Source organism: Solihabitans fulvus, assembly GCF_008386585.1.
Lineage (GTDB): Bacteria > Actinomycetota > Actinomycetes > Mycobacteriales > Pseudonocardiaceae > Solihabitans > Solihabitans fulvus.
Window position 1 is genome coordinate 236,377 of the sequence record NZ_VUOB01000021.1, and the last position, 18,604, is coordinate 254,980.

The 18,604-nt window shown below is 70.1% G+C and carries 19 protein-coding genes and 1 tRNA gene; 11 read left to right on the forward strand and 9 right to left on the reverse strand.

Going from position 1 to position 18,604, the window contains the following annotated elements; genetic code table 11:
- Positions 1-91 precede the first annotated feature (91 nt).
- Together F0L68_RS12605 and F0L68_RS12610 are read right to left on the reverse strand one after the other, a co-directional pair.
- Positions 92-1,189, reverse strand: coding sequence for an agmatine deiminase family protein (locus F0L68_RS12605; RefSeq protein WP_223198730.1), 1,098 nt, complete (start codon positions 1,187-1,189; stop codon positions 92-94).
- A gap of 146 nt (positions 1,190-1,335) precedes the next feature.
- On the reverse strand, positions 1,336-1,707 hold the full coding sequence (locus tag F0L68_RS12610) for a winged helix-turn-helix transcriptional regulator (RefSeq protein WP_149849704.1): 372 nt from the start codon (positions 1,705-1,707) through the stop codon (positions 1,336-1,338).
- Positions 1,708-1,797: 90 nt separating this feature from the next.
- Here F0L68_RS12610 and F0L68_RS12615 point away from each other — a divergent pair, with 90 nt between their 5' ends.
- On the forward strand, positions 1,798-2,637 hold the full coding sequence (locus F0L68_RS12615; RefSeq protein WP_149849741.1) for an SDR family oxidoreductase: 840 nt from the start codon (positions 1,798-1,800) through the stop codon (positions 2,635-2,637).
- A 300-nt stretch (positions 2,638-2,937) separates the two neighbouring features.
- Here the strand turns inward: F0L68_RS12615 and F0L68_RS12620 are convergent, their stop codons facing one another.
- Positions 2,938-3,570: a TetR/AcrR family transcriptional regulator gene (locus F0L68_RS12620; protein WP_149849705.1), complete on the reverse strand. Its 633-nt coding sequence runs from the start codon at positions 3,568-3,570 to the stop codon at positions 2,938-2,940.
- A gap of 112 nt (positions 3,571-3,682) precedes the next feature.
- Between F0L68_RS12620 and F0L68_RS12625 the strand changes: the two genes are divergently transcribed.
- Positions 3,683-4,249, forward strand: coding sequence for a hypothetical protein (locus F0L68_RS12625; RefSeq protein ID WP_149849706.1), 567 nt, complete (start codon positions 3,683-3,685; stop codon positions 4,247-4,249).
- A gap of 37 nt (positions 4,250-4,286) precedes the next feature.
- On the opposite strand, the gene F0L68_RS12630 is transcribed toward F0L68_RS12625, so the two are convergent.
- Positions 4,287-6,326: a hypothetical protein gene (locus F0L68_RS12630; RefSeq protein ID WP_149849707.1), complete on the reverse strand. Its 2,040-nt coding sequence runs from the start codon at positions 6,324-6,326 to the stop codon at positions 4,287-4,289.
- Entirely contained in the window at positions 6,323-7,213 is an 891-nt protein-coding gene (locus F0L68_RS12635) for a 5'-methylthioadenosine/S-adenosylhomocysteine nucleosidase (RefSeq protein WP_149849708.1), read from the reverse strand. Before F0L68_RS12635 ends, F0L68_RS12630 begins: the two co-directional genes overlap by 4 nt.
- A gap of 296 nt (positions 7,214-7,509) precedes the next feature.
- On the opposite strand from F0L68_RS12635, the gene F0L68_RS12640 reads away from it, so the two are divergent.
- Positions 7,510-8,262 (forward strand): NUDIX hydrolase, encoded by a 753-nt coding sequence (locus tag F0L68_RS12640; RefSeq protein WP_149849709.1) that lies wholly within the window; start codon positions 7,510-7,512, stop codon positions 8,260-8,262.
- A gap of 61 nt (positions 8,263-8,323) precedes the next feature.
- Here the strand turns inward: F0L68_RS12640 and F0L68_RS12645 are convergent, their stop codons facing one another.
- Together F0L68_RS12645 and F0L68_RS12650 are read right to left on the reverse strand one after the other, a co-directional pair.
- Positions 8,324-9,499, reverse strand: coding sequence for a cation:proton antiporter (locus F0L68_RS12645; RefSeq protein ID WP_149849710.1), 1,176 nt, complete (start codon positions 9,497-9,499; stop codon positions 8,324-8,326).
- Between the two features lie 5 nt (positions 9,500-9,504).
- Complete coding sequence (locus F0L68_RS12650; protein WP_149849711.1) at positions 9,505-9,987, reverse strand: cation:proton antiporter regulatory subunit; 483 nt, start codon at positions 9,985-9,987, stop codon at positions 9,505-9,507.
- Between the two features lie 80 nt (positions 9,988-10,067).
- Here F0L68_RS12650 and F0L68_RS12655 point away from each other — a divergent pair, with 80 nt between their 5' ends.
- The 8 genes from F0L68_RS12655 to F0L68_RS12690 all read left to right on the forward strand — a co-directional run bounded on the left by F0L68_RS12655 (position 10,068) and on the right by F0L68_RS12690 (position 17,048).
- Complete coding sequence (locus tag F0L68_RS12655; protein ID WP_149849712.1) at positions 10,068-11,252, forward strand: DUF1015 family protein; 1,185 nt, start codon at positions 10,068-10,070, stop codon at positions 11,250-11,252.
- 10 nt (positions 11,253-11,262) lie between these two features.
- Positions 11,263-11,625 carry a chorismate mutase gene (aroH, locus tag F0L68_RS12660; RefSeq protein ID WP_149849713.1) on the forward strand — a complete coding sequence of 121 codons (363 nt, stop codon included), beginning with the start codon at positions 11,263-11,265 and terminating at the stop codon, positions 11,623-11,625.
- 126 nt (positions 11,626-11,751) lie between these two features.
- Positions 11,752-12,483 carry a (d)CMP kinase gene (gene cmk / locus F0L68_RS12665; protein WP_149849714.1) on the forward strand — a complete coding sequence of 244 codons (732 nt, stop codon included), beginning with the start codon at positions 11,752-11,754 and terminating at the stop codon, positions 12,481-12,483.
- Entirely contained in the window at positions 12,480-13,181 is a 702-nt protein-coding gene (locus F0L68_RS12670; protein ID WP_149849715.1) for a lysophospholipid acyltransferase family protein, read from the forward strand. Before cmk ends, F0L68_RS12670 begins: the two co-directional genes overlap by 4 nt.
- A 61-nt stretch (positions 13,182-13,242) precedes the next feature.
- Positions 13,243-14,661 carry a ribosome biogenesis GTPase Der gene (der, locus tag F0L68_RS12675; RefSeq protein WP_223198731.1) on the forward strand — a complete coding sequence of 473 codons (1,419 nt, stop codon included), beginning with the start codon at positions 13,243-13,245 and terminating at the stop codon, positions 14,659-14,661.
- 61 nt (positions 14,662-14,722) lie between these two features.
- The gene (locus F0L68_RS12680; protein ID WP_149849717.1) at positions 14,723-15,409 is read left to right on the forward strand and encodes a response regulator; all 687 of its coding nucleotides are present in this window, start codon (positions 14,723-14,725) and stop codon (positions 15,407-15,409) included.
- A gap of 163 nt (positions 15,410-15,572) precedes the next feature.
- Complete coding sequence (locus F0L68_RS12685) at positions 15,573-16,796, forward strand: sensor histidine kinase (protein WP_223198732.1); 1,224 nt, start codon at positions 15,573-15,575, stop codon at positions 16,794-16,796.
- Positions 16,797-16,974: 178 nt separating this feature from the next.
- Positions 16,975-17,048, forward strand: a tRNA-Pro gene (locus F0L68_RS12690).
- Positions 17,049-17,288: 240 nt separating this feature from the next.
- Here the strand turns inward: F0L68_RS12690 and F0L68_RS12695 are convergent.
- Both F0L68_RS12695 and F0L68_RS12700 read right to left on the reverse strand, forming a co-directional pair.
- Entirely contained in the window at positions 17,289-17,849 is a 561-nt protein-coding gene (locus tag F0L68_RS12695) for a tyrosine-type recombinase/integrase (protein WP_149849718.1), read from the reverse strand.
- Positions 17,850-17,866: 17 nt separating this feature from the next.
- Complete coding sequence (locus tag F0L68_RS12700) at positions 17,867-18,403, reverse strand: integrase core domain-containing protein (protein WP_223198733.1); 537 nt, start codon at positions 18,401-18,403, stop codon at positions 17,867-17,869.
- Positions 18,404-18,604 lie beyond the last annotated feature (201 nt).

The following is an 18,604-nucleotide window of genomic DNA, read 5'->3' on the forward strand; positions in this document are numbered from 1 at the left end:
CCACCTGGACCGCGAGAACTCACCCCAAGGCGTGTCCCGTCAGCGATCCCCTTGGGTGGCCCAGCCGTGCCGAACGCTGGTGACCGAGGATCTAAGTCGGTTCCTGCTGGGTGGTGCAGTGGATGCCACCGCCACCCGAGGCGATGCCGTCGATGTTGATCTGCACGACCTGCCGGCCGGGGAAGAGACGTTCGAGGGTGGCGCGGGCGGCGGCATCGGCCTCGGGGTCACCGAACTCCGGGGCGATGACGGCGCCGTTGCACACGTAGAAGTTGATGTAACCTGCCGCGAAGTCCTTGCCGGCGAACTCGGACCGGCCGCGGGTCGGACCCGCGATCACCTCGACATGGAGCGGCCGGCCGCGCGCATCGGTCGCGGCCTTCAGGATTGCGAGGTGGCGTTCGGTGACATCGTGGTCGTAGGACTTCGGATCGGTGTCGAGCCCGGCGACGACGACACCTGGGCGGGCGAAGCGGGCGTAGAAGTCGGTGTGTCCGTCGGTGATGTCGCGCCCGGCGATACCGGGCAGCCAGATGACCTTCTTCAGTCCGAGCAGGTCTGCGAGCGCGGTCTCGGCGTCCCGTTTGGACAATCCAGGGTTGCGATTGCCGTTGAGCACACAGCTTTCGGTGATGATGGCGGTGCCCTCTCCGTCGACCTCGATGCCACCTCCCTCGAGCACCAGGCCGGCACGCACGGTCTGCACGCCTGCGCGACCGGAGACGAACTGCGCGACCTTGGCGTCGCTGGCATGGTCCTGTTTCCCGCCCCAGCCGTTGAAGTTGAAGTCGACCCCGGCCCTGCCACCGGCGCCCTTGACGAACACCGGCCCGGTGTCGCGCATCCACAGGTCGTCGATGGGGGCGGCGATCAACTCGACATTGGCGCCGGCGACCAGTCCGCGCGCCACGTCCAACTCTTCTGGGCGCACCAGCATCGACACCGGCTCGAACCGCGCGACGGCCGTGGCGATGGCCGCAAGGTTCTGGCGTATCACGGGCACCTGGGCCGGTTCCCAGATCCGGTCGCTGACCCCGAACGCCATCCACGTCCGCTGGTGCGGCTCGCCCTCGTCCGGCATCGACCACGTGCGCGCATCGGGACTGCCACCGGCACGACTGCTTCCGCCGGTGCTCGTGGCGTCGGTAGGGGTTCGGCCATCGCACCCTGCCAGCAGCGCGCCACCCACGAGGGACACGCCCAGCTGAATCAACCGACGTCGTTGCATCGCTGCTCCTGTGACTCTCGGCGGCCGCTGCGGCGGCATCGCGTGACGTCGGGCGCGCAGATCACCAGTCTGGAGCATCGGCGGAGAACCAACCAGTCGACGGCGCGCTATCCCGCGCTGCGCGGCGAAAGCCGCCGGGTGATCCGGTCGAACAGGTCCGTCAGCGGTTCACCGAGGTCCCGGCCGAACTCGGTCAGCCCGTAGGTGACCTGAGGCGGTGTCGTCGGCTCGACCTCCCGCCAGACCAGGCCGTCCTGGACCAGCGCGCGCAGGGTCTGGGCGAGCATCTTCTCGCTGATGCCCCGGATGCCGTCGCGCAGCTCGAAAAACCGGAGGTCGTTGCCCCGCAAGGAGATCAGCACCCAGATCCCCCACCGGCTGGTCACGTGGTCGACCACATCGCGCGCGGGGCAGTCGGTGTGAAACACCTCATACCGCTGCTCCGTCTCGGCCTGTGTGAGCTGCGCGCCTTCCGCCATGTCATGAGCTTACCGAGAGGTATGTCCTTACCAGGATTTAGCCCGGCTCCTAGCGTCATGGCCACAGAGGACATCAACAAGGAGCTGATCATGATCGTGGTGACCGGGGCTACCGGGAATGTGGGCAGGACGTTGACGCGGGCGCTGGCCGACGCGGGCCAGCAGGTGACGGCGGTGTCGCGGCACGCGGCGGCGATACCGGACGGCGTCCGCCACGTGACGGCCGATCTGGCCGACCCCGCCAGCCTTGAGCCGGCGCTGGCCGGAGCGAAGGCGCTGTTCCTGCTGCTGCCCGGCGACCTGCACGCCGCCGGAGCCACCCCGGGCGACATCATCGGACACGCCGCGGCCAGCGGGGTCCGCCGGATCGTCCTGCAAACCTCCCAGGGCGTGGCGACCAGACCGCACGGCTCGACGCGGATCGGCATGCGCGCGGTGGAGGACGTGCTGCGGGAGTCCGGCCTTGACTGGACCATCCTGCGACCGGGCGGCTTCGCCTCCAACGCCCTGTGGTGGGCCGAATCCGTCCGCACACGGCAGACCGTCGCCGCGCCCTTCGGCGACGTCGGGGTGCCGATCATCGACCCGGCGGACATCGCCGAAGTCGCGGCGGCTTGCCTGCTGGATGACCAGCACACCGGCGGCGTGTACGAACTGACCGGCCCGGAGGTGATCACACCGCGCCAGCAGACGGAGGCCATCGCCGACGCGCTGGGCTCGCCGGTGCGGTTTCACGACCTCACCCGCGCCGAGGCCAAGGCCGCCATGGCCCAGAGCATGCCGGCGGAGCTCGCCGACGACACCCTGGACATCCTCAGCTCCCCGAGCCCGGCCGAGCTGCGCGTGAGCCCGGACGTCCAGCGGATCCTCGGCCGCGCCCCGCGCCCCTTCGCCGACTGGGCCACCCGCAACATCGCCGCGTTCCGCTGAGACGTTCGCCCCCTGCGCGTCGTCCTCAACTTCTCACTGAGGGCGACGCGCAGTCAGCTTTCACAGTCCTGTCAGCCACCCCTTCGCCCGCACCCACGCTTTCAGCCGAGTTTCTTCGCCTTCGCCGCCATCCTCGACGAGGGCGACGCCGCGCTGGACCGGGCAGCCCGGTTCCTCCGAACCCGAATGAGCGCACGACAACCCGCGACCTCGCGCCGCACAACTAGCGGCATCGCACGCCCCGGTCCTCGCCGTCGGCGGCAGGCCATAGCCGCTATGGACCCGATGCTGCGTTGGTGCTCAGTGAAGGACGGTGAGCAGGCCCTCGACGCCGCGGTGGAACGCGGCGGCGACGTTGTCGACGCCGTCGAGGTGGGCGCCGGACATGGCACCGTCGCGCATCATGACGAAGTGCCGGGCGGCATGCTCTGGTTTGCCGCGCCGCGGTGAGTCTCCGAAGACCTGCGCGAAGAGTTCGGTGAGTGTGGCCGTGTACCAGGTTCGGTGATCGAGGATCACCTGGCGCACCCGGTCGTCGGGGTCGGGGTACTCGGCGGCGGCCTTGAGGAACGCGCAGCCGCGGAACTCCGGCGAGGCCAGGCTGTCGGCGATGGCGGTCCCGATCGCGCGCAGTGCGTCGGCTGAGGACGGTGCGGCCTCGATGGCGGCCTGTACGCCGGCCCGCGTGTCGGTGTCGACGCCGCGCAGATAGGCGACCACGAGGTCTTCTTTCGAGGGGAAGTGCCGGTAGAACGTCGCCCGCGTGGCCGGTGCCTCGGCGAGGATCCGCTCGACCCCGACCGCCCGGATGCCTTCGCGGTAGAACAGTCCGCTGGCCGTGGACAGCAGCCGCTCCCGCGCCTCGGACCGGACCGGCTCTTCCGACGGGCTGCCGTTCGGGTTGCCAGGCGCGGGGCGCGTCCGTGTGGCCATGACCTCACGGTAGCAGAAAGAACGATCGGTCTTGCACGTGTCGAAGAGCTGTGCCAGGCTACCGCCACAAGAGAGAACGGTCTTTCTACTACGACAACCTTGAGGAACCGCCATGACCACGACCACTGCCCCTGCCACCGTCGCCCTGGCGCTTCGGCGGCTCTACGTCGTTCGTTTCGGGTTCGCTCTGATCTGGGCTGTCGTGCTCTTCCTGACCGCGTCGAGCATCGGGCCGGTGAGCGCGACCCTGCTCGTGATCTACCCGCTGTTCGACGTGGGCGCCGCGGTCGTCGATGCCCGCTCCTCCCGAGCGAGCCGGTCCGCTCCCGGGCTCTACGTCAACATCGCGATCAGCACGATCGCCGCCGTCGGACTGGCCTTCGCGGTCACCTCCGGCATTCCGGCGGTCCTGCGGATGTGGGGGACCTGGGCCGTCGTAGCGGGCCTCGTCCAGCTCATCGTCGCTCTGCGGCGACGCGACCTCGGAGGCCAGTGGGCGATGATCGCCAGCGGTGCCACCTCCACACTCGCCGGGACCTCGTTCCTTCTACAGGCCGCCACCCCTCACGCCTCGCTAAGCAACCTGGCCGGCTACGCGCTGCTCGGCGGCATCTTCTTCCTCGTCTCCGCGCTGCGTCTCGGACGCAACGCCGGCCGGAGCACCGGCGGAAACATCTGACATGACCGACCGTAGTCTCGGTCCAGCGACTACCAGCTCAACAGCTCCAGTTGCGAGCCCACCGCCGCTTGCGCTCTCTGTCACGGGTGATCCAGTCGCGCCCCTCGGTGGCGACTGCCTCCAGCACCCGTAGTGCACTGTCGAAACCGGACGTCTGCACAACCAGGCGCTCGAGGTCGTCCGAGTCGTCCACTACAACGTCCTTTGAGACCGCCAAGTTCTCGCTGACCTTGGCGATCATCTCGCCGTTGACCAACTTCAGCCGAAACTCCCTCTTCTTCAGGGACACGGCGGCTGGATCACGTGCTCCGGAGGCTCCCTTCTCCGTCACCGAAGCGGATGCCACCGCGTCGTACGGAAACATCTTGCGGCGCTCGTTGCGCGCCGCTCCGCTGCCGAACTCCAGATACACCCGCGATGCGCGTACGCCGTAGTGAGTGAGCAGGAAGACCTGCATCATGTATGCCTCATAGCGAGGTAGCCCCTGGGGCACCCGGCCACTGCGCGCGAACGGGGCGTTCTCGACCAGAACTACGTACGTCACGAGGTCACGTTCATGGAGGCTGGCCCGATGCAGTGCCTGGTCCTTGAGGTACGTCTTGTCCAGCGCCAACCACCGGCCCATCTCCGTGTCGGTGGGGCGATCGGCGAGCTGCACGCACCAGTACTCGTAGCCGGCCTTCTCCTCGTTGAGCAACCTCTCGGCGTCCTGGTCGGCCAGAGTCCGTGCCCGCGAGAGGGCCATCAGTCGCGCGACTCCGCGCAGGCCCCAGAAGCCCGCCGCGCCGAGCACCAACGCGGTCAGGTAGCCCGCGTGCAGCATGGCGATCAGTCCGACCACGGCGAGCAGCAGGCCACAGAAACGGAGAACTGCCGCCTTCCGTGCATCGGCAGGTTGCGGGGCAAGGTAGTACGGCCGCCCAGTCGTCCAGCCATCCACTACCTGTTGGACATGCCAGTCGATCAACCACTTCACCGCGCCCGGGTAGACCCCCGCCACGCCACACTGAGCCTGCAATCGGCGCTTGAGGTATTCGCGGTATCCCGCCGTGTACGCCTGCCAGTCAGCCCCGGCAACAGCCGCCGCACGGAATCGCTGTTCGACCAGTCTGTCGAGATCGGTCGATGACCGTTGCGGCAGAGGCTGAGTGCGCTCCGCCTCAGCGACAGGCGTCGGGAGAACGCTGAACTCGGCGTGTCTGCCCGCAGCATGGAAGCAATGTGTCTCCCGCGTGACGGCCCATCTGAACGCCAGATATCCGCCGACGGCTGTCAGCAGCACTCCGGCCACTGCTTCCAACACGACCGGGCCTCGCGCGAGGTTCGCGACTGCCAGGGCCACCGCCCCGCTGCCCACGATGGCAGCCCTCCAGTCAGCAGTGTCGGATCGGACGGAAGGCGTGAGGTACTTCCGCGGTGGCTCCGGGTCCGACTCGAAGAACTTCCAGGCCCGCTCGGCACGACGACCGCTCAACCGTTCGTTCGCGGTCTCCTTCTTGCGCTTGCCGTCAAGTCGTTCGAGGGTCGCACCATTGAGAATCAGCTCCAGGTGCGCATCGATCTCGTCCTGGCGGTCGGCACCGAGCGCACCGAAGTCTTCCGCCGCCAGGGTTGCCTCCTTCGCGGTGGCGCCGTCGAACTCCGCATGGGCCGTACGCAGGAGGGCGAGAACGACCCCGAGAGCCTCGCCCCAACTGTCTCGTTGCCTTGCTGCCACAAGGTTCCTGGCGTTGTGGATCTCGTCTGAGAGATCGGCGGTGATCTCGACGAACGAGCGGCCGCTCAGCACGGAGAGGACGAAGTAGTAGACACGTTCGGGCGTGATGTGACCATGGTCCAGGAGGCTGCGGAACAGTTTCTCGGCGCGCCGGGGGTTGCCCCCATTGAGATGGGCGAGCGCCACCTTCTGCCGTTCACCAGGCGATTGGCCTGGGCTGGAGTTGTAGATCGTCGCGTTGTGCAGGACCGAGCTGACGAACTGTGCACCGATCTGCTGATCGACACGAGCGGAGTCGGATGCCACGTTCTGGTTGTCCACTGACGCCGTGGGCGACGCGGTCCCCGCGTCGGCGGTCACTGCCGTTTCCCCCGTGGGCTGAGGGCGCCGAAGTTGACACCGACCTGGTTGCCCACATGAGCGTTGTCGCGCGCGATGTTCCGGTTGTGGATCACCTGCGACGCGGGCGTCGATGAGGCTGGCGCCTCCGGCTCCGGGTCGTCGACCGGCTTCAGTGCAGCAGCGAGTGCCACGGCGAACGCCGCGACGTTGCGGGCCGCGACGCGTTGGCCGCCCTCGCCGTCGGTGATTTCCTTGGTGCCGTCGGCATGATCGCTAATACCGCGCACCACCACCGCTGGAAGTTGATCGCTCAGGGCCGCGGCGTGGGCAAATCCCGAACCCTCCATCTCCACCGCGACAGCGTCGTTGTAGGACTGCCGAAGTCGGCGCGCGAGGTCCGAGGTCGTCGAGTTGAGCACCACGTCAGCGACCGCGATCGGATCGAAGTGCACTGCGGGTTCCGAGTCCCTGGCGTCCTCTGGCAGAAACTCGTGCCAGGCATCGCGTCGGGAGAGCCGCCGAGCCGCCTGGTCAATCCGGTGCGACGCGTCCCAGGCCCTCGGCCTGACCAGGAATTCGTCGCCCTCGCTGCGTCCACCCTGGTAGGAATAGATCTTGGTCGCTACGACCACATCGCCGATCTTGAGCCACTCGCGAAGACCGCCGGCGACACCGACGAACATCATTGCTGACGGCGAGAACTCGGCCTTGGCTCGTTCAGTCAGGGCCGCCGCAGTCGTGGTGCCCGGGCCGGTGATCCCCACCGCCACCCGATGCCGCGGATGCCCAACAATGGTCCCCACCTCAAAAATAGTGCCCGAAGAGTGTTCATGACTGTGGACGTCAACCAGGTGCTCCAGCACCGCGTCCTGTTCGATGGCGAGCGCCGTCAAGATCACGATCATCGTTTCACTCCAGCACGATCCGTTCTGCGGATACGGGTCCTTGCCGTGCCAGGAGCCGCCGACCGGCTCCGGTTGGAAACATGCTGATCAAGCTCGTCGCGGCGGAACCCGCCGCGCGTCGTGTGGAACTTGAGCCTGGCGGCGAGTTGCTGGCCGCTGCGCGAGGACGCTAGCCCACGGATACTATTTACGTCAACCTGACGTAAATAGTATCTGACGACCGACGTGGCTACCATGCGGGCGGCGGACCATCACCGTCGCCGCAGGTCAGAGCACGCGCACGGAAAGCGACAGCCATGACTGACAGCACCTGGCAGATACCCAGGATCGCCCTCGCCGTCGACCTCGCGGTTCTCACCGTCCGCAACAACGCGCTACAGATCCTGCTCGTGGAACGTGGAGTCGATCCGTGGCGGGGACAACGGGCACTCCCTGGCGGGTTCCTCGCCAACGACCAGGAGGATCTGGATGCCGCCGCAGAACGTGAGCTAGCAGAGGAAACCGGTCTGGACATCAGCCGGCTGTACCTGGAACAGCTACGCGCCTACGGCGCCCCTGACCGCGATCCACGCAGCCGCGTGGTGACCGTCTGCTACGTGGCGTTCGTCCCAGATCTCCCCACGCCCGAGGCCGGCGGCGACGCACAGACCGCAGCCTGGGTTCCTGTCCAGGCAGCTCTCGACCACGACACCAGGCTGGCCTTCGACCACAAACGAATCGTCGCCGACGCCGTCGAACGGGTCAGAAGCAAGCTGGAGTACACCACGCTCGCCACCAGCTTCTGCCCGCCGGAATTCACCGTCACCGACCTGCGCCAGGTCTACGAGACCGTCTGGGGCGAGACGCTCGACCAGCGCAACTTCCACCGCAAGGTCACCGGCACGGCCGGTTTCCTTGTTGCGACCGGAGAACAGGCCACCGGACAGGGCGGCCGACCTGCCGCGCTCTACCGACCGGGCCCGGCGACCACTCTGCACCCGGCGATGCTGCGTCCAACAACCTCCGCGAACAACCAGCCCAGACGGATCCCCTGTGCCGTCGACGCTTGACGACTGAGGTCCGGCCGCCCCCGCCGCCGCGCTACATTCCGCGAGTTCCGTCGGGCCCGGCTCAGGCGGCGGCTGGGCGGCGTCGGCGGACGGCCTTCGCCAGCGGCTCAACCACCCGCGCGGCCACCGGCCCAAGCACGGCCATCAGCAGCACATACGCGGTGGCCAGCGCGGCGAGCTGCCCGTCGACGGCACCGGAGGCCACGGTCAGGCCCGCGATGACGATGGAGAACTCGCCCCTGGCCACCAGCGCGGCACCGGCCCGCGCCCGGCCGAGCGGCGCGATGCCTTGGCGCCGCGCGGCCCACCAGCCCGTCGCGACCTTCGTCAGCGTGGTGATCACCGCGAGCGCCACGGCGATGCCGAGCACGGGCGGGATCGCGGACGGGTCGGTGTTCAGGCCGAACACCACGAAGAACACGGCGGCGAACAGGTCCCGCAGCGGTTCGAGCATCCTGGTCGCGTTCTCCGCCGTCGAGCCGGAGATCGCGATGCCGAGCAGGAACGCGCCGACCGCGGCCGACACCTGCAACTGCGAGGCGACGCCGGCCACCAGCAGCGCCGCGCCCAACACCTTGAGCAGGAACACCTCGGGGTCGGGGCTGTCCACCACGGCCGAGACGTACCGGCCGAACTTGAGCGCGATCACCAACACCACGGTGATCGCCGCGAGCGAGATGCCAACGGCCGTCAGCCCGCCGAGGAACGTCATGCCGGCCAGCAGCGCGGTCAGGATCGGCAGGTACACCGCCATCGCCAGGTCCTCGAAGACCAGCACGGCCAGCACCACCGGCGTCTCCCGGTTGCCCAGGCGGCCGAGGTCGCCGAGCACCTTCGCGATGATCCCCGACGAGGAGATGTAGGTGACCCCGGCCATCGCCAGCGCGCCGACCGGGCCCCAGCCGAGCAGCAGCCCCGCGATCGCGCCGGGGGCCGCGTTGAGCACGATGTCCACGACCCCGGCCATCCACGACCTGCGCAGGCCGGTCACCAGCTCGTTGGCGGAGTACTCCAGGCCGAGCAACAGCAGGAGCAGCACCACCCCGATCTCGCTGGCGAGTTCGGTGAAGGCGTCGATGCCACCGAGCGGGACGAGCCCGCCGTGGCCGAAGGTCAGGCCGCCGATCAGGTAGAGCGGAATGGGCGAGATGCCGATGCGCCACGCCAGCCTGCCGAGCAGGCCAAGGCCGAAGAACACCGCCCCCAGTTCGATGAGGGAGATCGTTGTGTCGTGCACGTCGGTCAGCCGCTGGCCAGGATGTCGGTGGCCGCGGCCAGCCCGTCGGACGTGCCGACAACGACCACGACGTCGCCCCCGGCGAAGGTGAACTCCGGCCGCGGCGACGGGTGCACGGTGCCGGCGCGCACCACCGCGACGACCGACGAGCCGGTGCGGGTGCGCAGGGCGGTGTCGCCGAGCGTCCTGCCGTCGAACGCGGAGCCCGGCACGACGGGGATCTGCTGGGTGTCGACGCCGGTGACGTCGCGGTGCTGCCTGCCGAGCTGGGCGACCAGGTGCGGCGCGCCGAGCAACCCGGCGAGCGTACTGGCCTCGTCCGGCGTGAGCGGTATCGACGCCGAGCACGCGTCCGGGTCGTCGTCCTTGGACACGATCAGCTCGAACTTGCCGTCCCGGTAGGTGATCACGCCGACTCGGCGACCCGAGCGGATCACGAAGTCCTGACGGGTGCCGATCCCCGGAAGCGGCGTCACCTCGACGTTCACTCCCCCAATCTAACCTGGGTAATTCGGTCGATTGTGCCAATGCCGCTCCGTGCGGCGGGTCAGGCGGGCAGGATCGGGGAGTGACTGGTTGGCTACGCGCCTTGCACCACGCCTGGGTGGTCCGCGACCTCGTGCCTGGGCCTGACGTCGACGAGTTCGCCGAGCCCGATCGGGTCGCCACGGCGCTTGCCGTGCCCGGCGCTGCCGAGGGCACGCTGCTGGCCGTCCAGCACCCGCACCGCACGCCTGCCTCGTTGACTGCCGGGCTCGGGCTGGTCGCGGCGCTGCCGGCGGCCCGCGCCGCGCTCGACGAGCTGCGCCGCGCCGCCTACCGGCCCGTGTTCGACGTCGTCGCGCCCTACCAGGTGGACGGCGAGGGCGGCTCGGCCTGCGGGCTGCTCTGCATGGTCGATCCCGCCGCGGTCGACGCCGAGGGCCTCAGCCGCGTCCGGCACAGCGAGCAGGTCTACCCGACCGTCGTGGCCGAGCGCGCCGAGGTGCTCGCGGGCCTCGGCTGCGCGACCAGCGCGGCGCTGCTGGTGCCGGTCGCCGAGGGGGAACGGCTCACCGAGCTGGTCCAGGCCGCCACCGCCGACCTCGGCGAACCCGCCGTCGACACCCGCGACTCGGCGGGCCGCCGGCACCGCATGTGGCTGCTCGGCCCCGGCGCGCGCCGCGACGAGCTGCTGGCCGCCGCAGGCCGGCACCCGCTGCTCGTGGCCGACGGCAACCACCGGGTGGCCGCCGCGGCCGCCGCCGGACTCGACGGGCTGCTCGCACTCGTCGCGGCGGGGCCCGACCTGCGGATCGGCCCGATCCACCGCGCCCTGGTCGGCACCGGCCTGCGCGCGGCCGACCTGGTGTCGGCCTGGCAGCGGGTCGGCCTGACCGTGCACGAGGGCGCCGACCCGGTCGCACCGACCGAACCCGGTTCGGTGACGGTGCTCAGCGGCGACAGCGTGCTGCGGGTCGAGCTGCCGCCGCCCGACCCCGACGAGCCCGCCCCGCGCATCGACCACGCCGTGGTCGAGCGGCTGCTGCTGGAGAAGGCGCTCGACCTCGACCCCGAGGGTCCGCTGGTGCGCCCGACCCCCGGCCATCCCAGGCTGGCGGCCGGAGTCGACGCGCTGCTGCTGATCGCGCCGGTGCCGTTCGCCGACGTGCTCGCCGTGCACGCCGAGGGCAGGCGGATGCCGCGCAAGAGCACCTACTTCACCCCCAAACCGCGTAGCGGCCTGCTGCTGGCGGACCTGAGCCACCCGTAAAGTCGGGTCCATGGCGGTACGAGCGATTCGGGGCGCGACGCAGGTCGACGCCGACGAGCGGGAGCAGCTGCTGGCGGCCACCGCGGAGCTGGTCGGCGAGGTGCTCGCGCGCAACGACCTGACCGCCGACGAGCTGATATCGGTCGTCCTGACCGCGACGCCGGACCTGGTGTGCGAGTTCCCGGCCTACGCGGCGCGCATGGCCGGCCTGGCCGACGTGCCGCTGCTGTCGGCCACCGAGATCGCCGTGCCCGGCGCGATGCCCAGGGTGATCCGGCTGCTCGCGCACGTGGAGACCGACCTGGCCCGGGCGGAGGTCAAGCACGTGTACCTGCGCGGCGCGGCCGGGCTGCGCACCGACCTGAACCACTGATCACCACGGCTCCGACGAGGTCACACCGACCGTGGCGCTGCGCTCCCCGCCGCACCAGGCAGAATAGGAGGCCGCGCGGGTCGAGTTCGGCACGGGCTCATTCCGCACGGCTAGGGAGGCAACACGGTGGGACAGGGTGAGCTGCGTGGTGTGGTGGCTCTTGACGGGCCGTCCGGCACGGGCAAGTCCACCGTCGCGCGCCGGCTGGCCAGCTCGCTGGGCGCCTGCTACCTCGACACCGGCTCGATGTACCGCGCCGTGACCGTCGCCGTCCTGCGCGCGGGTGTCGACCCGGCCGACGCGGCCGCCGTGACCAGGGTCGCCGCCGCGTCCCGGCTGGTGCTTGGCACGGATCCGGCGCGCCCGAGCACCGCGCTGGACGGCGAGGACGTCGCCGCCGCGATCCGCGGCCAGGACGTCACCCTCGCCGTGTCCGCCGTCTCGGCCGTCCCCGAGGTCCGCGCGCAGCTCGTGGCCGAGCAGCGCAGGATCATCGCCGAGGCGCTGGCCGGCGGCGGCATCGTCGTCGAGGGCCGCGACATCGGCACGGTCGTCGCGCCCGACGCGGGCCTGAAGGTCTATCTGACTGCCTCCGCCGAGGCCAGGGCGCAGCGCCGGTCCCGGCAGGACGTCGCGGCAGGCCGAACCGCGACCGTCGACGCGACCCTCGCCGACGTCGAGCGCAGGGACCGGCTGGACTCCACCAGGGCCGTGTCCCCGCTGCGCCGCGCCGAGGACGCCGTCGAGCTGGACACCACCGACCTGGACGTGGCCGAGGTCCTCACGCTGCTGCTCGACCTGGCCGAGCGACGCGGCCTGCTGGTGCAGCCGGAGCAGGCGGGACGGGGGACCGCGTGAACGACGGTCAGCTGCCCGACGGCGCCTGGCGGCCCATGCACGACTTCGGTCGCTGGATCGGGCGACGCCCGTTCCGGCTGCCGTTCCGGGTGCGGGTGCACGGCAAGGATCGCGTGCCGAGCACCGGCCCGATCGTGATGGTGGCCAACCACAGCTCCATGGCCGACGGCCCGATCCTGTTCGGCCAGCTGCCCCGCCGCACGGTCTTCCTGATCAAGCAGGAGATGTTCAAGGTCAGGCCGGTCGGCTGGTTCCTGCGCAAGATCGGCCAGCTGCCGGTGCGCAGGGGCGAGCCCGACCGCACGCCGCTGCTGGCGGCCGTTCGGGTGCTCCGCGCTGGCGGCGTGGTCGGCGTGTTCCCCGAGGGCACCAGGGGCGACGGCGACGTGGCGAACGCCCAGCACGGCGCCGCCTGGCTGGCCAGGTCCTCCGGCGCGCTCGTGCTGCCGGTGGCCTGCCGAGGCACGCTGCGCCCCGAAGGCGCACGCAGGCGTTTCCTGCCGGTGGTCGACGTGCTGATCGGCGAGCCGTTCGCCCTGCCGGACGGCAGGGGCAGACAGGCGCTGAACGCCGCGACCGAGCTGGTCAGGGTCCGGCTGGCGGCCGTCGTCGCCGAGCTGGACGACCTGCGCGGCGGCCGCGCGACGCCTCCCAACCATGATCTTTCCGATGACAACGGGGTCGGCGGAGCCAAGTGAGCTCGACCGACACCGCAGTGCTCGCTCGCCAAGGCGACGAGCGAAGCGAGGAGACAACAGCGTGAGTGACGACTTCGACGGCACGTGGGCCGACGAGTCCGACTGGTCGCAGTTCGACGGCGACGGTGCCGAGGACGGCGACGGTGGCGGCGCGCCGCCCCAGCCCGTGCTCGCGGTCGTCGGCCGCCCCAACGTGGGCAAGTCGACCCTGGTGAACCGCATCCTCGGGCGCAGAGAAGCCGTCGTGCAGGACGTTCCCGGCGTGACCAGGGACCGGGTGGCCTACGACGCGCTGTGGAACGGCCGCAAGTTCACCGTGGTCGACACCGGTGGTTGGGAGCCCGACGCGACCGGCCTCCAGGCGTCCGTCGCGGCCCAGGCCGAGCTGGCCATGAAGACCGCGGACGTGGTCCTCGTGGTCGTCGACGCCACCGTCGGCGCGACCACCACCGACGAGGCCGTCGCGCGGGTGCTGCGCCGCTCCGACCGGCCGGTGCTGCTGGTCGCGAACAAGGTCGACGACGATCGCCTGCTCGCCGACACGGCGTCGCTGTGGTCGCTTGGCCTCGGCGAGCCCATGCCCGTCAGCGGCCTGCACGGGCGCGGGTCGGGCGACGTGCTCGACGCCATCCTCGAGGCGCTGCCCGAGACGCCGAAGGACACCTTCGGCGCGGCGGGCGGCCCGCGCAGGGTCGCGCTCGTCGGCAAGCCGAACGTCGGCAAGTCCAGCCTGCTCAACCGGCTGACCGGCGAGAACCGCGCCGTGGTCGACTCCGTGGCCGGCACCACCGTCGACCCGGTCGACTCGCTGGTCGAGCTGGACGACGAGGTGTGGCGGTTCGTCGACACCGCCGGGCTGCGCAAGCGGGTCAACACCGCCAGCGGCACCGAGTACTACGCGTCGCTGCGCACCAAGGCCGCCATCGAGTCGGCCGAGGTCGCCGTCGTGCTGCTGGACGCCAGCGAGACGATCAGCGAGCAGGACCTGCGGGTGCTGACCATGGTCGTCGAGTCGGGTCGCGCCTGCGTGCTGGCCTTCAACAAGTGGGACCTGGTCGACGAGGACCGGCGGCACGAGCTGGTCAGGGAGCTGGAGCGGGGCCTGGTCAGGGTGCCGTGGGCGGAGAAGATCAACGTCTCCGCGCTGACCGGACGCGCCGTCCGCAAGCTGGCGCCCGCGCTGCGCACCGCGTTGGCGTCCTGGGACCAGCGGGTGCCGACCGGCCAGCTCAACGCCTGGCTGTCCGACCTGATCGCGGCCACCCCGCCGCCGGTGCGCAGCGGCAAGCAGCCCAAGGTGCTGTTCGCCACGCAGGCCGCGACGAGGCCGCCGACGATCGTGCTGTTCACCACCGGGTTCCTCGAGGCGAGCTACCGGCGGTTCATCGAGCGCAAGTTCCGCGAGGAGTTCGGCTTCACCGGCAGCCCCGTGCGGATCTCCGTCAGGGTGCGGGAGAAGCGGGCCCAGAAGAAGGGCTGAGCCGGTCCGGGCCTACGCGGTCGGATGGCGCACGTCACAGTGCGGTCTAGGCTCCAGTCGCATGGGAGGTCACGGGGTGGACGGTGCGGCTGCCCGGGGACCGGTGCGGGTGGTGCTCGCCGACGACGAGCCCCTGTTGCGACGCGGACTCCGGGTGCTGCTGGAGTCCGGGGACCGGGTCCGCGTGGTCGCCGAGGCGGCCGACGGCGAGCAGCTGCTGTCGGCCGTGGCGCGGCACCGGCCGGACGTCGTGCTGATCGACGTGCAGATGCCCGGCGTGGACGGCCTTCAGGCGCTGCGTCGGCTGCGGGCGCAGCCGAACCCGCCGGTCGCCGCGATCCTCACCACGTTCGACCTGGACGACTACGTGGCGGCGGCGCTGGACCTCGGCGCGCAGGGCTTCCTGCTCAAGGACGCCGAGCCCGAGGTGCTGGTGCGGGCCGTGCTCGACCTGGCGGCCGGGGGCGCCGTCCTCGACCCGAGGATCACCGCACGTCTGCTGCCGCGCCTGCGCGACGCGGGCGACGGCCTCCGGGCGAGCCAGCAGCTGAGAGTGCTCAGCGCCCGCGAACGCCAGGTCCTTGACCTGCTGGCGGACGGCAGCTCGAACGGCGCGATCGCCGCGAAGCTCGGGCTGACCGAGGCTACCGTGAAGAGCTACGTCTCCACGCTGCTGGCCAAGCTCGGCGTGGAGAACAGGGTGCAGGCGGCATTGGTCGCGCAGCGCGTCGGTGGGGAGTCGCTATGAGCAGGCTCAAGACCATCCCCAGAATCACCACGCCCCGGCCACCCGCAGCCCCCAACGACGCCGCGGCACCCAACGACCCGGCCGCACACCGCAATCCGACGGCACCCAACGATCCCGCAGCACACCGCGATCCCCCGGCACACCGCTTCGCAGGTGAGTCCCGGTGATCGAGCTGCCGCGCTGGGCGCGGGTGCTCGGCCTCGAGGTGCTGGCCGTCGCCATCCCGCTGGCCGCCGTGCTGATGGCCCCGTACGGCACGTACCAGTACTCGGTGCCCGCGGCCGTCGTCGCCTGCCTGGCGTTGCCGCTCCGTCTGCGCTGGCCGTGGCTGGGCGTCCTGCTGTGCCTCCCCGCGCTCACCGGTGGACTGGGCTGGCCGGCGACGATCGTCGCGCAGTACCGAGTGGGCCGGACCTCTCGCAGCACCGTCACGGTCGCCTGCTGGGTTGTTGCGGTGACCGCGGCGGCCGTGCTCCCCGTGATCATCAGCCAGCACATGATCTGGACCAGCGCCGTGCTGACGGTGTTGTTCTCCCTGCTCATGGCCGGTGCGCCTGCGGCGGTGGGCACGCTGGTGCGGGTGCGTCAGGAGCTGACCGCGAGCCTCGCCGAGGTGCGCAGGGCGCGCGAGGGTGAGTTGGCGGCGCTGGAGGACAGCGCGAGGGCGGCCGAGCGCGCCAGGATCGCCAGGGAGATCCATGACGCGGTGGGGCACCACACCACCCTCATCGCCGTCGAGTCGGCGGCCCTGGCCGCGACAACGGCCGAGGAGCGCACCAAGGAGACGGCGCAGCGCCTGCGCGCGCTCGCCAAGGAGTCGCTTGCCGAGATGCGCGCGGCGCTGGGGATCCTCACCGGCCCGAGGCGCCAGGCGCAGGGCGTGAGCGACCTCCCCGCCCTGGTCGAGCGGGCGAGAGCCGCGGGCCTCGCCGTCCGCCTGACCGACCGAACCCCGGTAGGCGCTGACCTGACCCCGGCGATCGACCGAGCGGTGTATCGCGTGGTGCAGGAGGCGCTGACCAACGTCACCAAGCACGCCCCCGGCGCGGCCGTGCGGGTCTGCCTCGAGCACCAGGGCGGCAGGCTGACGGTGTCGGTCGTGAACGACCCGTCCCCGCAGCCGGGCGCTCCCAACCCCGAACGTGGCGGAGCCGGCCTACACGGCCTCTCCGAGCGGGTCCGCATGGTGGGCGGCAGCCTGCACACGGAACAAAGTGCGGATGGCGGCTTCGCCGTTCGCGCCGCGCTGCCAGCCGGCCCGTCCCTGCCCGCCGCCACCTCCCTGTCACTGTCAGGCCCCATGGTCCCCAACCCCCTACGTCAGTCGAAAGTGGATGGCGATGACTCGACTTTCGGCGGTAGTGAGCCGGATATAGCGCACGCATAGTGAGCGCATCGACGGGCACACCTCATGGGGAGCGGTCGCCCGGTCGAAGGGGAGGGCGGGGGCTCGCCAGCCGAGCCCCCGTTGGGCGCCGCCCGGCGCCTTCCGGTTGAGGGGGGCCTGTGTCGGGGGCCCGGTGAGGATGCGCTAAGCTGATCGCGCACTCCTCACCGGGTGTGGCCGGGACGTGGCGCAGCTTGGTAGCGCACTTGACTGGGGGTCAAGGGGTCGCAGGTTCGAATCCTGTCGTCCCGACGGTCTGGGAAAGCCGGTTGGCCTGGGCATTAGCCCAGGCCAACCGGCTTTTCTGTGTGCAGTTCGTGATCTTCAGTGATCGCCATAGAGAGTGGTGTTGATCGTTTGTGGGGTGGGGCATGGGGCACCTCGCCCCATATTCGATCGCGGTGCGCGGGGCGGTGACTGCCGTTGGTGCTGGTCACTGCGGGTGTCTGTCAGTTCACGGTGTGCCGGAGCACTTGACGGTCGCTGCGGGGTTCACGGGAGTTGTCGTCGGATGAGTCCGTCGCGGGGTGTGACGGGTGGGGTTTCGGGGTGGTCGGCGAGGGTGTGGCGGGCGTGGAGCCATGCCTGTTTGAGGGCGGTTTGGAGCTGGGTTTCGACTTCGTCGGCGACGTGGCTGTAGACCTCGGCGACGCGTTTGTCCATGCGGTGACCGAGCCGGCGGGCTTGGGCGATTTCGGGGATGCCTGCGGCGATGAGCCAGATTTTGTGGCTGTGGCGGAGTTCGTGGAAGGTCAGTCCGGGCCGGATGGGGTGGGCGCGGACGGTCGGGTTGGCGATGTCGAGGTTGCCGTCGAAGGCGGTGTTGAAGGCACGGGGGCACCAGTTGCGGCGCCACAGGAACCCGTTGGTGTTGTTGGGGAACACGATGGGACTGTCGTGGGTGTCGAGGTGGTGTTTGAGCAGTTGGGTCAGGAAGGCGGGCAGGGTGATGGTGCGGGCGCTGGCCGGGGTCTTGGGTGGGCCCAGCCAGTGGCGGTGTGGGGTTTCCTTGAGGTGTACCGTGCCAAAAGTCGATGCGTAGGCGGTGACCAGGTGTTTCGCTGGTCAGGTCAGGCAGCTCGCCGGTACTCGTTGATCACGCCGCCGAGGACCTTTCGGCGTGTGATCGGAACGTTCAGCGGGATGGCGCTGGCTGGATCGTGGTTTGGTGGCTGTTGGTTGAGGCCTTGGTGTGGCCGGTGGTCGTTGAAATGCCGGGCGTACTCTTCGAGGACGGCGGCGGCGTGCCGTTCGTTGTAGATCAGCATCTGGTCGGTGCACTCCGCGCGGACGCTGCGCACGAATCGCTCCGCGTAGCAGTTCGCGCGAGGCGTCCGCAGGGGAATCTTCACGCTGTTGATCCCCTCACTGGCGAACACAGCGTCGAACCTGGCGGTGAATTTCGTGTCCCGGTCGCGGACGACGAACCGAAACGACGCGATCCGCTCTCCCAGGTCCATCACCAGATTGCGCGCCTGCTGGATGGTCCATGCGGCGGTCGGGTGTGTGGTGACGCCGAGGATGTGCACTCGCCTGGTATGGACTTCAAGCACGAACAGCACGTAGAGCCTGTGCAGGCCGATGGTGTCGATGTGAAAGAAGTCCACGGCGAGCAGGCCCTGGATCTGGGTGCGCAGGAAGGTCCGCCACGAGGTGTCGGCACCGCGGGGAGCCGGACCCAGGCGGGCGTGGCCTAGGATCCGGCGGATCGTGCCGGCTCCCAGCCGGTGACCGAGTCGGGAGAGTTCGCCCTGGATTCGGCGGTGTCCCCATCGGGGGTTTTCTTGTGGGTCTCGTCAAGTGAGTTG

Bases quoted from the DNA above. Each gene is read 5' to 3' on its own strand.
- F0L68_RS12625 (WP_149849706.1), top strand. From the start codon at position 3,683: ATGACCACGACCACTGCCCCTGCCACCGTCGCCCTGGCGCTTCGGCGG.
- aroH (WP_149849713.1), top strand. From the start codon at position 11,263: ATGGCGGTACGAGCGATTCGGGGCGCGACGCAGGTCGACGCCGACGAG.
- F0L68_RS12610 (WP_149849704.1), bottom strand. From the start codon at position 1,707: ATGGCGGAAGGCGCGCAGCTCACACAGGCCGAGACGGAGCAGCGGTAT.
- F0L68_RS12635 (WP_149849708.1), bottom strand. From the start codon at position 7,213: ATGATCGTGATCTTGACGGCGCTCGCCATCGAACAGGACGCGGTGCTG.
- F0L68_RS12680 (WP_149849717.1), top strand. From the start codon at position 14,723: ATGGGAGGTCACGGGGTGGACGGTGCGGCTGCCCGGGGACCGGTGCGG.
- F0L68_RS12620 (WP_149849705.1), bottom strand. From the start codon at position 3,570: ATGGCCACACGGACGCGCCCCGCGCCTGGCAACCCGAACGGCAGCCCG.
- F0L68_RS12615 (WP_149849741.1), top strand. From the start codon at position 1,798: ATGATCGTGGTGACCGGGGCTACCGGGAATGTGGGCAGGACGTTGACG.
- F0L68_RS12640 (WP_149849709.1), top strand. From the start codon at position 7,510: ATGACTGACAGCACCTGGCAGATACCCAGGATCGCCCTCGCCGTCGAC.